Below are 15068 nucleotides of genomic sequence, written 5' to 3'. Positions count from 1 at the left end.
AAGTGCGCTCTCTTGAGTAGTCGGGATCAAAGTGCCAAAGCGCGCACATGGCCGACGAACATCAGCAGCCCCTCCATCTGGGGCAGACCAGCGCGCTTCCCGCATCGCCCGAACAGGCCGTGCTGGATTACGTGCCCAATCCGCGCGCGGGATCGCTTTATATGGTGCGCTTTGCCGCGCCCGAGTTCACATCGCTGTGTCCTGTGACCGGCCAGCCGGACTTCGCCCATCTGGTGATCGATTATGCCCCGCGCGAGACGATCGTCGAATCGAAATCGCTGAAACTGTTCCTTGGCTCGTTCCGCAATCATGCCGGTTTCCACGAGGATGTGACCGTCGGGATCGGCCAGCGCCTGTTCGACGAGATGAAGCCCGAATGGCTGCGCATCGGTGGGTACTGGTATCCGCGCGGCGGCATTCCCATCGATGTGTTCTGGCAAAGCGGCGCGGCCCCGCAAGGACTGTGGGTGCCCGATCAGGGCGTGTCGTCCTATCGCGGACGCGGCTGAGTTCAGCCGACACAGGCGTCATAGGCTTATCCATACGCAAAAAACTGCGCAGCGCCGTTGGGATAGCGCCTTAGGCGTTTGACATTAACCGTTTTTTCACCCGCTATGGGCCAAGAGGGGCATGGCGGGGGCGCGCCCTGGCAGTCTGGTGGCGGGCTGCGGTCGACCGGTTACGACCGTCTGCTCCCACGGGACGCAGGGGGTATCATGGATCTTCGGTTGACTGGCCGTGCGCGTTTGCTCGCCGGTATCGGTTTCGTTCTGGCGGCGGGCGCGCAGGCCGATGGAGCATTGGCGCGCGATTGCCTGCTCGATACCAATAATGACGGCGTGGCGACGGCATCCACCGATACCGACGGCGGTGCGGAATCGGCCAATCAGCCTGACCGGCTGGCTTGCGGTCCCTATAGCAGCGCGGGCGCCAGCGGGGCCGTGGCGCTGGGCGTATCGGCCAATGCGGGCGGTGCCTATTCGCTGGCCGCAGGCTATCTGGCGGCGGCCTACCGGCAGGACGGGATTGCGATGGGCAATCAGGCGCAGGCCAATGCGAAACAGGCTGTGGCGGTCGGCGCCTATGCAGTGGTGAACGGTTCGGGCACATCCTTTGAAACCGATGCGGGCGTGGCCATGGGCTATGGCGCCTATGCCGAAGAAGGCGGGGTGGCGCTGGGCCGCGATGCCGATGCGCGTGGCGGCACTGCGGTGGGGCGCTTTGCCTTTGCCGCGAATTCAACCGGTTCGGCATTGGGCACGCGCAGTGTGGCAGGCACCGAATCGGTGGCGGTGGGCGATAATGCGCTGGCCGATTTCCGCGGTACCGCCGTGGGCGCGGGGGCAGAGGCGACCGAGCCCGGCACGACCGCCATCGGCGGCTATGGCGCCTATGGCAGCGCGCAGCAGGCGTCGGCGACGGGCACAAATGCCACCGCGCTGGGCGCAGGCGCAGTGGCGGAAAAGGAAAACGCCGTCGCCCTGGGCGCGAATTCGCTGGCCGATACGGCAAACACTGTCTCTGTCGGGAACGAGAGCCTGAAACGCCGCATCGTCAATCTGGCCGATGGCGTCGATACCGGCGATGCCGCGACGGTCGGGCAGATGACAAGCGCCATCACCGCGGCCATCGCGGGGATCGAGCCATCGGCCCCCGCCAATCCGCATCTTGCCAGCAATAGCGCGCTGGGCGATGCGGGCGCGGCTGGCAGCGAAGCGGTGGCCATTGGCGGCAACGCGCAGGCTGGCGCGGATAATTCGGTGGCGCTGGGCAGCGGTTCGCTGGCCGACCGCGCGAATACGGTGTCGGTCGGCAATGGCACCGCGCAGCGCCAGATCGTCAATGTCGCATCGGGCACGCAGCAATATGACGCGGTGAACCTTGGCCAGATGAACAGCGCGATTGCCACTGCCATCGCTGCCATCGAACCGGTAGAAGGCGGCGATGGCGGCGGCGGGGCCAATCCCTATCTGGCGGTCAATAGCATGGGGGCCGAACCTGTCGCGACGGGTGCGGATGCCATTGCACTGGGATCTGCGGCCAATGCCTCGCAGGAAGGAGCGATGGCGCTTGGCAAAACGGCGCAGGCGACAGGCCGGGCCGCGTCGGCAGTGGGCTTCGAAACGACGGCATCGGGCAGCCATGCGCTTGCGTTGGGGTCGGGTAGCGTCGCGAGTGGAAATTACTCCTCCGCCATCGGCCGCGCTGCGCTGGCTCAGCAGGCCGGTTCGACCGCGGCGGGTTATCGCAGCGCGGCGACAGCCAGCAATTCCAGCGCGTTCGGTTTCGAAGCCGAGGCGAGCGGTAGCCTTTCGGGATCGGTCGGCGCACAATCGGTCGCCTCGGGAGAGCGCTCGGTGGCGCTCGGCGCGCGAGCGACGGCCAGCAACATCTACACCAGCGCCATCGGTTACCGTGCAACGGCATCGGGAGAACGTGCATCGGCCATCGGCGCACTTTCAAGCGCCACCGCATTGGGCGCAATTGCCATCGGCGGCGAGGCGGCGGCGGCCCATGCCTATGCCACGGCCATCGGCTATGGCGCGAAGACCACGGCCAGCAACCAGCTGGCGCTGGGCGGCACGGGGTCGTCGGTCAAAATCGGCGATATCGCCAGTTCGACCGGCGCGCAAAGCGGCCAGCTTTATACGGTGACGATCGACGCGAACGGCACACTGGGCCGCGGCACGGCGCTGGCAACCGGGCAGCAGACCGCGTCATTGGTGGCATCGATGCAGGCGGTGGCGGCCGTTACCGACGAACAATTCGCGCAATTGCAGGGGCAGGTCGACCGTCTGTTCGATATCGCCGCGCTCGACCGCAGGGAAATGCGCCGCGGCATCGCGGCCACCGCGGCGCTGGCCAATCCGCATTTCCCCAGCGAGGCAGGGCGGACCAGCTATGCCAGCAATGTGGCCATGTTTCGCGGAGAGATGGGCGTATCGGCAGGGCTGATGCACCGGATCGCCAGCGATACGCCTTTTGCGCTGACCGCAGGGGCCAGCTATGGCGGGGGCAGCAATACGGCCGTGCGGGCAGGGATTGCGGGCGAATTCTGATGCAGGGGCCGGGTTACAGCGGGTCGATGACGCCGGTGAACAGCAACACCAGTATCGTGCTGCCCAAAAGCACGCGATAGATCACGAAAGAGATATAGCTGCGCGTGCTGACCAGCTTTAAAAAGCCCATGATCACCGCATAGCCCGAGACGAAGGCGACGATGGTCGCCACGATCGTCGGCATGGCCATGCTGCTCGTAAAGTCGCCCCAATAATTGTAAAGCTGGTAGAAGCCCGATGCCAGCACGGCGGGAATTGCCAGCAGGAACGAATAGCGTGCCGCCGCCTCGCGCGTGTAGCCCATCGCCAGCCCTGCCGTGATCGTACCGCCCGAACGCGACACGCCCGGGATCAGGGCCATGGCCTGCGCAAAGCCGAAGATCAGCCCGTGTTTCCACGTCAGATTTTCCAGCGGGCGGCTGCGTTGTCCCAGCCGGTCGGCCAGCCCCAGCAACAGGCCGAACACGATCAGCATGGTCGCGGTGATATACATGTTGCGCAGATAGGTTTCGATCGCGTCCTTGAACAAGACGCCTAGGATGGCGATCGGCAGCGTGCCGATGATGATCAGCCAGCCCATGCGCACATCGGCCACATCGCGCTTTTCCGCACGCGGCAGATATTGCCGGATCCACGCCTCTGCAATGCGCCAGATATCCTTGCGGAAATATAGCAGTACGGCAGCCTCGGTCCCGATCTGGATGACGGCGGTAAAGGCCGCGCCCGGATCGCCCGACGAGAGAAACGGGCCGGCCAGCCGCAAATGCGCGCTGGACGAGATAGGCAGAAACTCGGTCAGGCCCTGAAGCAGGCCGACGAGAATGGCTTCGATAATGCTCATGCGGAAATGATCGTCCCGGTGCGATTTCGCAGTTGCACACATGGCTGCGGGCACAGCGCGGCAAGGTCAAGGGGGCGATCGCGTTTGCCCCCGAATGGTAGCGCGGTCCGCCTTCGTGCAGCCATCATGCGATGTCGCGTTCCCAAAAGGGCGGATCGCCGAAGCTTTCCTTCAGGCTATCGGCCAGCGCCCTGATCTTGGCCGATGCGCCATGGTCGCGCGGATAGGCGATGAACAGTTCCGCCCCTTCTGCCGGAGCGCCGACGTCAAGCGCGACGAGAGTGCCGTCCTGCAATTGGCCGTGCACGAAAAAGCTGGGTAGCAGCGTGATTCCCAGTCCCGCCAGGGCCGCCTCGCGCATGACCAGCCCGTTGTTCACCCGCAGCGCGGCGGCGGGTCGCACCACGGTCCAGCCATCGCCTTCGGCAAAGCGCCAGTCGCCGTCACGCATGGCGTAAAGCACGCCGCGATGGGCCTGTAGCGCGGACAGGGTTTCCGGCTGTCCCATGCGCGCCAAATAGTCCGGCGAAGCGACGAGCAATCGCCTGCTGGTGGCCAATCTGCGTGCGATCAGGCGGCTGTCGCCGACCGATCCGTGCCGCAAAACCGCGTCGAACCCGCCCGCAGCGGCATCGACGAACCGGTCGTCCAGCTCCAGCGTCACCTCGATATCGGCGTGCTGTTCCATAAACCGGCACAGCGCGGGGGCGAGGTGGAGTATGCCGAAACCGACCGGTGCCGACAGCCGTAACGGACCTGCCAGCGTGCCGCTGCGCGCGGCCAGCTCTGCCGCCGCCTCGTCGGCTTCGCGCAGGATGCGCTGGGCGCGGGGCAGAAAGCTTTGCCCGTTTTCGGTCAGGGAGAGGCTGCGGGTGGAGCGCTGGATCAGCCGCGTGTCCAGCACGCGCTCCAGCTCTGCCAGACGATTGCTGACGACCGACTTGGCCAGCCCGAGCCGCCGCGATGCGGCACTGATCGAGCCTGTTTCCGCCGTGGCGACAAATGCAACGATACCGTCGAACTTCATCATCGTTCGGAAAATCCGGCGTCTGATTCCGGCGCTAGCCCGCTAGTTGCGACCATGGGCCCGAATTAAGTTCCCGTCCAGACGTTCCCCCTCGGAACGCCGCTGTAACGGAGAAGAGCGATGCTTCGTAACCTGTCCCTTCTGGGCGCTGCCGCGCTGATGTTCGCGGCGAATCCCAGCCCTGCACAAATCGTGCCTTTCCCCGCCGGTTTCGAAACCGGCGATATCGATACGGGAGAGGTGACCATCCATGTCCGCACCGGCGGTCATGGCCCTGCGGTCGTATTGCTTCATGGCTATGCCGAAACGGGCGATATGTGGTCGCCGATGGCAGCCGATCTGGCCCGCGATCATACGGTGATCGTGCCCGACCTGCGCGGCCTCGGGCTCTCTTCACGGCCCGAGGGCGGCTATGACAAGATGACACAGGCAGGCGATATCGCCGCCGTGCTCGACCGGCTGAAGATCGCCAGGGCCGATCTGGTCACCCATGATATCGGCAATATGGTCGGCTTTGCCTTTGCCGCGCAGCACCCCGAGCGGGTAGGCCGCTTTGCACTGATCGACGCGCCGGTACCGGGCATCGGTCCGTGGGAAGACATCCTCAAGAACCCGCTTTTGTGGCATTTCCGCTTTGGCGGGCCGGATATGGAACGGCTCGTCGCAGGGCGCGAGCGGATTTACCTCGACCGGTTCTGGAACGAGTTCTCTGCCGATCCGTCGCGCTTTGGTGAAGAGGCGCGGTCCCATTACGCGTCGCTTTATGCTTTGCCCGGTGCGATGCACGCCGGCTTTGCCCAGTTCGCGGCGTTCGACCGCGATGCCGAAGACAATCGCGCCATTCTGGCGGAACGGGGCAGGCTGACTATGCCGGTCCTCGCGCTGGGGGGCGAGAAATCCTTTGGCCCGGTGATGGCCACGGTCATGCGCCATGCCGCAGAGGATGTGCGCGAAGGGATCGTGCCCGATGCCGGTCATTGGGTGATGGAGGAAAACCCGCAGGCAACCGTCGCGCTGGTGCGCGCATTTCTGGACGAGGCACGATGAACGCCCCTCACACAGCAACGGAAGGACCCGTCATGGACGAATTCGCAGGCAAGAACATTCTGGTTCTGGGCGGCAGCCGCGGGATCGGTGCCGCCATCGTACGCCGCTTTGCGCAGGGCGGTGCACGCCCTGCCTTTACCTACGCCGGATCGCATGAAGCCGCGCAGGCGCTTTCCGGTCAAACCGGGGCCGAGGCGATCCGGGCCGACAGCGCCGCGCGCGACGCTCTGATAGAGGTCGTGGCCTCGCGCGGGGCGCTCGACATTCTGGTGATCAACGCGGGCGTTCTCGTCATGGGCGATCCGCTGACGCTCGATCCCGACGATGTCGACCGGATGATCGATATCAATGTCCGCGCACCCTATCACGCCGCGGTCGAGGCGGGGCGGCGGATGAACGATAACGGGCGGATCATCGTGATCGGATCGGTCAATGGGGACCGCATGCCCTTTGCCGGCGGCGCCGCCTATGCGCTGACCAAGTCGGCCATGCAGGGCATGGTGCGCGGTCTGGCGCGCGATTTCGGCGACCGGGGCATCACGGTGAACAGCATTCAGCCCGGCCCCACCGACAGCGAAATGAATCCCGCCGATGGCCCGATGGCCGGTGTGATGCACAGTTTCATGGCGATCAAACGACATGCCCGCGCCGGGGAAGTGGCCGAGCTTGCCGCCTTTATCGCGGGCCCGCATGGCGCGATGATCACCGGTTCGCTGCAAACGATCGACGGCGGCATGGGCGCCTGATGCAGGGGGGGATGGTGCCGGCTACAGGATTCGAACCCGTGGCCCCCTGATTACAAATCAGGTGCTCTACCAACTGAGCTAAGCCGGCCCATTGCGATCGCGCGACAGATTCGCGGAAGCGCTCTTTGCGTCAAGGCGCGCCGAAGGTCCAGCCCTCGGTTTGCGCGACATCGTTCAGGCCGGGTGGATTCCACAGTGCGTCGTCATGCGCCGCGACGCGCAGCCATGCGGCGGACAGCAATGCGTCGGCGCTGTGATCGTCGATCGGTCCGCTACCATGCGGTGCGGGGCTGCCCAGTGAAGCCAGCGCGGCGGCAAGTTCTTCATGGCTGCGGATTTTCGACGCGCCCGCGCGCCGTCCTGCGGCGATGGCGGGGATTGCGGTATAGATCTCTACGATAACGCTGCCCGATGGGGGCAGCGGGTCGACCGGCCAGACGGGGATACGCCCGTTCAGCCGGTGCAGGACGCGCATTCCGGTCAGGCTGGATTTCCCGACCTGCGCCGCGCCGACTAGGTTGAAATTGGAATAGGGCAAGCAGCCGAGCGCTGCCTGACGCTCTTCGGTTACGCGGAAACGGCCGCGGCGGTGGGGGGCGTCCGGCGCGTGGAAGCAGGCGCCCTCGCGCCCGTTATGGCGGCGGAAAAACGCGCTGAGTTCGTCGTGATCGACGAAACTTGTGGCGCCAAGATGCGCGTCATCGGCGCAAATATGGTCGATCAGGGACCATAAAGCGCGCGCATCGGGCGGGGTTTCGCGCCAGCCGGGAAAAAATGCGCCGCAATCGGCAAAGGGCAGCGATATGCCAAGGTCGAGCCCGACGAGCGTATCGTCGGGCAGCCCGTCCAACAGCAACGCCAGCACGTCCCGACGCGACCAGCCGGGACCGGCATCGACCAGCACCGGCGCGCCGCCATCGCCATGCGCCAGTGCCATCGCGATCCCGCCGGGGCGTTCCACGGCGGCGCCCGACCAGTCGATGGCAAGGAAATGGCGAAAGCGCGGCATCAGCCGCCCCGTTCGGCGCGCTTCTTCGCCCACCACTCCATCCGCTCGATCACTTGCCGTTCGAAACCGCGCGGGACGGGCTGGTAATAATCCTGCGCCTCCATCCCCTCGGGCCAGTAATGCGCGCCCGAAAATCCGTCGGCCGCATCGTGGTCATAGGCGTAATCCTTGCCATAGCCGACATCCTTCATCAGCTTTGTCGGAGCATTGAGGATATTGGCGGGTGGCATCAGGCTGCCCGTTTCGCGCGCGCTTTTGAAGGCGGCCTTCTGCGCCTTGTACGCGGCGTTCGATTTGGGTGCGGTCGCGCAATAAAGGCAGGCCTGCACGATGGCGAGTTCGCCTTCGGGACTGCCGAGGAAATCATACGCATCCTTGGCGGCAAGACACTGGACCAGCGCCTGCGGATCGGCGAGGCCGATATCCTCGCTCGCAAAACGGACGAGGCGGCGCAGCACGTAAAGCGGTTCCTCTCCCGCCGTCAGCATGCGGGCGAGGTAATAGAGCGCGGCCTGCGGGTCCGATCCGCGCAGGCTTTTGTGCAGGGCGCTGATCAGATTGTAATGTCCGTCCCGGTCCTTGTCGTAAACGGCGACGCGGCGTTGCAGGAACTGGCCAAGCGCGGCGGGGGTCAGCGGGGCGTCGATCCTTGCGGCATAGAGCGTTTCCGCCTGATTGAGCAGGAAGCGCCCGTCGCCGTCGGCGCTGGCGACCAATGCGGCGCGGGCATCGGCATCAAGGGGCAGGGGACGCTCCGTCAGTGCCTCTGCACGGTCGAGCAGTTTCGCCAGCGCTTCCGCGTCCAGCCGGTGGAGGATCAGCACCTGTGCGCGGCTGAGCAATGCGGCATTCAGCGCGAAGCTGGGGTTTTCGGTCGTCGCGCCGACCAGCGTAACCGTGCCGCGTTCGACGAAGGGCAGAAACCCGTCCTGCTGCGCGCGGTTGAAGCGGTGAATCTCGTCCACGAAAAGCAGGGTGCGCTTTCCCGCCTTTTGCATCGCCTCGGCTTCGGCAAAGGCCTTTTTCAGATCGGCCACGCCGGAAAACACCGCGCTGACGGCGGCAAATCGCATGCCCACGCTATCGGCCAGCAGGCGCGCGATGCTGGTCTTGCCCGTGCCGGGCGGCCCCCACAGGATCATGCTGGTCAGCCGTCCGGCCTCTACCATGCGCCCGATCGCGCCTTCGGGGCCGGTCACATGCTCCTGCCCGATCACTTCGCCCAGATTCGCGGGGCGCAACCGGTCGGCCAGCGGCGCATCGGGGGCGATGGCGTCGGGCGGGGTTTGCGCTGCTTCGTCGTCGGCAAAAAGGTCGGTCATCGCCAGCGAAGATAGGTTGCCGGAAAAAATTTTCACCTGTCGCTTGCAAAGATGCAACGACGATATATCTTAAAAGCATCGAAATGGAGTTATTGAAGACCATGAAATTTGAAAAACGAATGGGCGGCCGCGCTCGGGATGCCCGCAGTATGGATGGCGAGCGTACGGGTCGTCGCGGTGGACGCTGCGGCGGACGGGGCGAACGCGCCGGACGCGGTGAAGAACGCGGCGGGGGCCGTCGTGGCGGACGTGGCGAGCGCGCCGGTCCCTGGGGCGACGGCCCGTTCGGGTCCGGCCCGTGGGGCAAAGGCTTTGGCGATGATTTCGGCGATCGCGCTCCCCGCGGGCGTGGTAGCCGGATGGGTCGTGGCCCCGGAATCGGCGAGGGCTTCGGCGAAGGGCGTGGTCGCGGACGCGGCAAGCGGATCTTTGGCCATGGCCAGTTGAGGCTGGTGCTGCTGGAGCTGATCGGCAAGCAGGAGCGCCACGGCTACGAGCTGATCAAGGCGATCGAGGAACTGACCGGCGGACGTTATGCGCCCAGTCCCGGTGCGGTCTATCCCACCCTGTCCATGCTGGCCGACGAAGGGTTGATTGCCGAGGCTGCCGGGCATGAGGACAGCGCGAAAAAGCCGTTCACCCTGACCGAAGAAGGCCGGACCGCGCTGGCCGCAGAGGCGGACAAGGTCGAGAAAATCCTTTCTCGCCTTGCTGCCATGAATGAAGGCGAAGCGCGCGAAAGCCCGCCGATCCGCCGCGCCATCGGCAATTTGCTGATGGCCACCCGCAACCGTGCGCAGGCCGAGGGTTTCTCCGACCAGACCGCGCACGACATCGCCGCCATTCTTGACGAGGCGGCGGGCCGGATCGAGCGGCTTTAACACCGCTCCGGCCCACCCCTCGGCGCCCCGCAACACCCGCATATTTGGCAATCCGTTCATCTGCGGTATAGGTTGCGCCCGAATTGCGGGGCGTATCGGGAGGGAGACGATCATGGCCAGCAGGGCGATAAAAGTGCCGGTCAGCTTTTGGGTGGTCGCAGGGTTAAGCCTGTTGTGGAACGCCTATGGCGCGTTCGATTACACGATGACTCAGCTGGATGCAGAGGCGCTGATGGGCAATTTCACCGCCGAGGAACGTGCTTATTTCACCAGCTTTCCTGCATGGCATACCGTGTTCTGGGCGCTGGGCGTATGGGGATCGGTGGCGGGTTCGGTCTTGCTGCTGGCGCGTTCGCGCTGGGCGGTGGCGGCGTTTCTGGTGTCGCTGGCGGGCCTGACCGTAACGACGATCTATTCCGCGATGAAACCCATGCCCGCCAGCCTTGAAGGGCCGGGATACTGGGGCGTGACCATGGTGATCTGGGCGATCCTGCTGGCGCTGCTGGCCTATTCGCGCAGGGCTTTGGCGCGCGGATATATTGCCTGAGCACCTGCTGCCCTGCGGCGAAACGGGATCAGCCCTTCGCCGCGAGCAAGCGGCGATAGGTGTCGAGCACGGCGGAATTGATCCGGTCCCAGCCGAATTCCTCGGCCCGCGCCTCTCCCGCCTTGCCATGCTTTGCGGCCAGTGCCGTATCGCTGCAATAGGCTTCCAGCGCATCGGCAAAGCCGCCGATGTCGCCCGGTTTTACCAGCCGTCCCGACACGCCGTCGCGCACCAGGCTTTCGCTGCCCGTTGCCGCCGCCGCGACCACGGGCAAGGCGCAGGCCATCGCCTCCAGCGTGACATTGCCGAAAGTCTCGGTCACCGAGGGGTTGAACAGCATGTCCATCGACGCAACCGCGCGGCCCAGACCCTCGCCGGTCTGATGGCCGACAAAAACGCCGCCCCGCAGCCTTTGTTCGAACCATTCGCGCGCAGGCCCTTCGCCGATGACCAGCACTCTGTGCGTCACGCCGCGCCGGTTCAGCTCGGCGCAGGCATCGGTAAACACGTCCAGCCCCTTTTCCATGACCAGCCGGCCAAGGAAGCCGATCACACGGTCATTATCGCCAATGCCCAGCGATTGCCGCCAAGCCAGATCGCGCGCGGCGGGCGAGAAAATCGTGCGATCCACGCCCCGCGTCCACAGCGAGACATCGTCGTTCATGCCCTGCTGCTTCAGCAGTTCGACCATCGATTCCGATGGCGCGACCAGCGCGTCGCAGCGGTTATAGAACCGCCGCAGACCCGCCACCAAAGCCGGTTCGATAAAGCCCATATTGTAATAGCGCGGATAGGTTTCGAACCGCGTATGCACCGATGCCAGCACCGGAATACCGCGCGCACGGGCCCAGCGCACCGCGCCATGGGCGGCGATATCGGGGCTGGAGACATGCAGCACATGCGGCGCGAACCGGCCCAGATCCTTCTTCACCGCCGAAGACAGCGCCAGCGGAAAGCGATATTCGCTGCGGCCCGGGATGGGCATGGCGGGAATGCCCACCAGCTCGCCCGTCGGTTCAAAGGCGGGATCGTCCACCTTGGGCGCATAGACGCGCACGTCGCAACCCTGCCGCAGCAAATAGCCGACCAGCCGGTTCAGCGCCTGGTTCGCGCCGTCGCGCACGTAATTGTAATTGCCGCTGAACAGCGCGATGCGCAGCCCTTTCATCGGACCCGCAGCCGGGCTTGCGCTGGAAAGGGGCGTGCCTTCGTTCTGCATTGTTTCGGCATCTGCATGGGACATGGCAGCGGGCCATAGACGCATGGCGCGGTTTTGGCGAGGCAGGAAGCGCCCGCACGCCTCGCAATTCGTCGCGAGTTTCCAACATGATCGCCGTGTTTGACATGAATTTGTCAAAAAACTGCGACAATGGCGGTGCCGGGCATGTCGGTCACGGGTCTGCCATCCGGCATATGGCGCGGACGCAATCACGGCCCGATGGCCACAGGAACGGGCATTGCGCCGCTTGTGCAACAGGCGCGCGGCCCATAGGTCTAGGCACCTTGATATTGACGGGTGGGATGAAGAGCTTGCGATTCGGTCGTTTAGGCCAAAGCGGTCCTCGCCTGCGGGGGGTGAGCTTGCACGATGTGCTTTGGTGGCTGCTGGCCATCGGCATCGTGATCGCCGCCGTGCGCCTGCTGTGGATGATCGTAACGCCGGTATCGCCGCTGGGCGACTGGCGACCGGCGAGCGTGCGGGTAATGCCCGATGGCGTGCGCAGTGCGCTGATGCGCGGGTTCGATCCGTTCAACCGCACGCCCCCGCAGATCATGGCAGAGGCGGGGCCGGTAGAGACGATCACCGATCTGCCGCTGACCGTGTATGGCATACGGTACAACGCGGCGACGGGCGCGGGCACCGCGATCATCGCGGACAATGACGGCGAGCAGAATATCTTCCGCATCGGCGAGGAAGTGTCGCCGGGCGTCACGCTCAGCGCGCTGGAATTCGACCATGTCGTGCTCAGCCGCGGCGGCGCGCGCGAATTGCTTTACCTCGATCAGTCGCAGCCGGCGCCTTCGATCCAGCCTTCGGTTCGGCCGTCACTGCGGCCTGAACCTGCCGGTGGCGAGGCGCAGAGCCGGATGACGGCCAGCGAATTGCGCGCCGGTGTCTCCTTCGCCCCCTCGGGACAGGGCGGCAATTTCGCCGGCATGGCGGTATCGCCCGCGGGCGACGGCAGTGTGTTTCGCGCAGCCGGCCTGCGCGACGGCGATATCGTGGTGGCCATGGGCGGACAGCGCATCAGCTCTCCCGCACAGGCTGCGCAGCTTTCGGGCGCGTTCACGCCCGGTTCGCAAGTTTCCCTCACCGTCCGGCGCGACGGGCGCGAGGTTCCGGTCAATATAACGGTGGCACCCTAATGCGTGTTTTCAATCAGGCGCTTGCCGCCGCTCTTACCTCTACCATCGCGATCTGCGCCAGCGTGACGCCTGCCCATGCGCAATATGTGCTGAACATGCGCGATGCCGATGTGCGCACCTTTGTCGCCGATGCGGCGCAGGTGACGGGGCGGACCTTTATCGTCGACGGGCGGGTGAACCAGAAGATTTCGGTCGTGTCCGACCGTCCGCTGACCCGCAGCGAATATTTCGAGGTTTTCCTGTCGACCCTGCGCGCCAACGGCCTGGTCGCAGTGCCCACTTCGGATGGCGCGTTCCGCATCCAGCCCGCCGCCAATGCCGCATCGCAGCCCAGCCGCGTCGGCAGCCAGGGCGCGCCGGGCAACCAGATGGTGACCGATGTGGTCCGTCTTGGCGCGGTGGAGGCCGAGCAGGCGGTCAACACGCTGAAACCTCTGGTCAGCCCCGAAGGTTCGATCACGGCCAATCGCGCGGGCAATTCGCTGGTCATCGTCGATTATGCCGATAATTTGCGCCGCATCCGCGCGCTGTTGAAACAGATCGATACCGACAATAGCGCGACCGAAATGATCGCTCTGAACCATGCGGGTGCGCGCGAAATCGCGGCGGCGCTGACAGAGCTGGTGCCGCAAGGGCAGGGCGGCGGCGGTTCGCTGGCCAGCGTGGTCGCGGTCGACAGTTCCAATTCGCTGTTGCTGCGCGGAGAGCGCGAGACGCTGAACCGCCTGTCGGGCATGGCGCGCGAGCTGGACAATCGCGCGGCCGCGGGCAGCGAGATCAAGGTGATCTGGCTGGATTACGCCGATGCGGGCGCGATGGTCGCCATGCTGGAAAAGCTGATCGGCGGATCGGGCAGCTATACCGCGCCGTCGACCGAAACGGTGCGCCGCACCAGCGGGCTTTCGACCATGGGCACCGAAGGCGGGCAGACCACACCCGTTGCAGGCGGAAATACCAGCGCCGACGGCAATCTGGGCGGGGGCGTGATCGAATTGTCGGGCGGACGCGGCACGGCGGTCATCACCCGATACCCCGGCGCCAATGCCATCGTCATTTCGGCCCCCGTCAATATCCAGCGCCAGATGGCCGAGCTGGTGCGCCAGCTGGACGTGCGGCAGGACCAGGTTTTGGTCGAGGCGATCATCGTCGAGATTTCGGATTCGGTCGCCAAGGAACTGGGGCTGCAATTCCTGATCGGCGGAGAGGACGTGCCCTTCGCCATCACCAATTTCACCAATGTGGCGCCCAATATCATCGATATCGCGGGCGGCCTGCTGGCCGACCGTTTCGACGAGACGACGACGGTGATCAACGGCGATACCGTCACCACCAGCACCAATAGCAGCGTGTCCGACATGCTGCGTGAAAACGCGGCGCAGGCGGTGCTGGGCACCAGTGGCGGTCTGGGCGGCTATGCCACCAAGTTCGGCGGCGACAATTACCTTGGCGTGCTGATCAACGCGGTGGAGGAGGATTCGGATTCGAACATCCTGTCCACCCCGCATCTGACCACGAACGACAATGTGCCCGCGTCGATCCTGTTCGGTCAGGAAATCCCGATCTCTACGGGCGAGGCGCTGTCCGATAATTTCGACAATGCCTTCCGCACGATCCAGCGCCAGAACGTGGGCATTTCGCTGGATGTCACCCCGCAGATCAACGCCGGGGACGAGATCAAGCTGAACCTGCGGCAGGAAGTATCGTCGATCGCGGGCCCCGTATCCGACGATTTCAACGAGCTGATCATCAACAAGCGCGAGATTGCCACCACCGTCACCGTCGGCAATGGCGAGATTCTGGTGCTGGGCGGATTGCTTGACGATAACGAGCGCAAGACGATCCACAAGGTGCCGTTGCTGGGCGATATTCCGCTGATCGGCGAATTGTTCAAATCGCGCGGGAAAAGCCATGTGAAGACCAATCTGATGGTCTTTATCCGTCCGACCATCCTGCGCACCGCTGCCGACCGCCAGCGCGTGACCGCGCAGCGTTACGGCGCGATCCGAACCGCGCAGCAGAATTTCGATCCCGACCGTCAGCCCGCGATCGACCAGCTGGTTATCGATTATCTGGGGGCAGTGCCGCCGACGATGCCGGTAACGCCTGCCGATACGGTGATCACGCCCGCCGGAACGGTGCAGCAGCCTGGACCCGTCGTTCAGCAGCCGGTGGTGCAGCCGACGCCCGTTCCTGCCTCCACCGCAGGCCAGTAAGACCGGCGC

Annotated in this window: 13 protein-coding genes and 1 tRNA gene; 8 read left to right on the top strand and 6 right to left on the bottom strand. The window is 65.0% G+C overall.

Going from position 1 to position 15068, the window contains the following annotated elements; all coding sequences use genetic code 11:
- Positions 1–47: 47 nt before the first annotated feature.
- A complete protein-coding gene (gene queF / locus LOZ74_RS13785) occupies positions 48–509 on the top strand; it encodes a preQ(1) synthase (protein ID WP_230280343.1) in 462 nt (153 codons plus the stop codon).
- Between the two features lie 207 nt (positions 510–716).
- On the top strand, positions 717–3059 hold the full coding sequence (locus LOZ74_RS13780; RefSeq protein ID WP_230291634.1) for a hypothetical protein: 2343 nt from the start codon (positions 717–719) through the stop codon (positions 3057–3059).
- Positions 3060–3072: 13 nt separating this feature from the next.
- Here the strand turns inward: LOZ74_RS13780 and LOZ74_RS13775 are convergent, their stop codons facing one another.
- Positions 3073–3900 carry an undecaprenyl-diphosphate phosphatase gene (locus LOZ74_RS13775; RefSeq protein WP_230291633.1) on the bottom strand — a complete coding sequence of 276 codons (828 nt, stop codon included), beginning with the start codon at positions 3898–3900 and terminating at the stop codon, positions 3073–3075.
- 124 nt (positions 3901–4024) lie between these two features.
- A complete protein-coding gene (locus LOZ74_RS13770; RefSeq protein ID WP_230291632.1) occupies positions 4025–4930 on the bottom strand; it encodes a LysR family transcriptional regulator in 906 nt (301 codons plus the stop codon).
- Positions 4931–5047: 117 nt separating this feature from the next.
- On the opposite strand from LOZ74_RS13770, the gene LOZ74_RS13765 reads away from it, so the two are divergent.
- Both LOZ74_RS13765 and bdcA read left to right on the top strand, forming a co-directional pair.
- The gene (locus LOZ74_RS13765; protein ID WP_230291631.1) at positions 5048–5974 is read left to right on the top strand and encodes an alpha/beta fold hydrolase; all 927 of its coding nucleotides are present in this window, start codon (positions 5048–5050) and stop codon (positions 5972–5974) included.
- A 32-nt stretch (positions 5975–6006) separates the two neighbouring features.
- Positions 6007–6720: an SDR family oxidoreductase gene (bdcA, locus tag LOZ74_RS13760; RefSeq protein WP_230291630.1), complete on the top strand. Its 714-nt coding sequence runs from the start codon at positions 6007–6009 to the stop codon at positions 6718–6720.
- 12 nt (positions 6721–6732) lie between these two features.
- Here the strand turns inward: bdcA and LOZ74_RS13755 are convergent.
- The 3 genes from LOZ74_RS13755 to LOZ74_RS13745 all read right to left on the bottom strand — a co-directional run bounded on the left by LOZ74_RS13755 (position 6733) and on the right by LOZ74_RS13745 (position 9051).
- Positions 6733–6808 (bottom strand) — tRNA-Thr (locus tag LOZ74_RS13755).
- Between the two features lie 42 nt (positions 6809–6850).
- Positions 6851–7729 carry a hypothetical protein gene (locus tag LOZ74_RS13750; protein WP_230291629.1) on the bottom strand — a complete coding sequence of 293 codons (879 nt, stop codon included), beginning with the start codon at positions 7727–7729 and terminating at the stop codon, positions 6851–6853.
- Entirely contained in the window at positions 7729–9051 is a 1323-nt protein-coding gene (locus LOZ74_RS13745) for a replication-associated recombination protein A (RefSeq protein WP_230291628.1), read from the bottom strand. The genes LOZ74_RS13750 and LOZ74_RS13745 overlap by 1 nt, the downstream gene beginning before the upstream one ends.
- Positions 9052–9200: 149 nt before the next feature.
- Between LOZ74_RS13745 and LOZ74_RS13740 the strand changes: the two genes are divergently transcribed.
- A complete protein-coding gene (locus LOZ74_RS13740) occupies positions 9201–9932 on the top strand; it encodes a PadR family transcriptional regulator (protein ID WP_230291627.1) in 732 nt (243 codons plus the stop codon).
- A gap of 112 nt (positions 9933–10044) precedes the next feature.
- Complete coding sequence (locus tag LOZ74_RS13735) at positions 10045–10479, top strand: hypothetical protein (RefSeq protein ID WP_230280348.1); 435 nt, start codon at positions 10045–10047, stop codon at positions 10477–10479.
- Positions 10480–10507: 28 nt separating this feature from the next.
- Here LOZ74_RS13735 and LOZ74_RS13730 read toward each other — a convergent pair whose 3' ends face one another.
- Positions 10508–11647: a glycosyltransferase family 1 protein gene (locus tag LOZ74_RS13730; RefSeq protein ID WP_230293899.1), complete on the bottom strand. Its 1140-nt coding sequence runs from the start codon at positions 11645–11647 to the stop codon at positions 10508–10510.
- Between the two features lie 422 nt (positions 11648–12069).
- On the opposite strand from LOZ74_RS13730, the gene LOZ74_RS13725 reads away from it, so the two are divergent.
- Both LOZ74_RS13725 and gspD read left to right on the top strand, forming a co-directional pair.
- Positions 12070–12846 carry a type II secretion system protein N gene (locus LOZ74_RS13725; protein ID WP_230293898.1) on the top strand — a complete coding sequence of 259 codons (777 nt, stop codon included), beginning with the start codon at positions 12070–12072 and terminating at the stop codon, positions 12844–12846.
- Positions 12846–15059, top strand: coding sequence for a type II secretion system secretin GspD (gene gspD / locus LOZ74_RS13720; RefSeq protein WP_230291626.1), 2214 nt, complete (start codon positions 12846–12848; stop codon positions 15057–15059). Before LOZ74_RS13725 ends, gspD begins: the two co-directional genes overlap by 1 nt.
- Positions 15060–15068 lie beyond the last annotated feature (9 nt).

The organism is Croceicoccus sp. Ery5, assembly GCF_020985325.1.
In the GTDB taxonomy this organism is placed as follows: Bacteria; Pseudomonadota; Alphaproteobacteria; order Sphingomonadales; family Sphingomonadaceae; genus Croceicoccus.
Note: the sequence above shows the minus strand (reverse complement) of the source record. Positions and strands in the feature narration are given on the sequence as shown.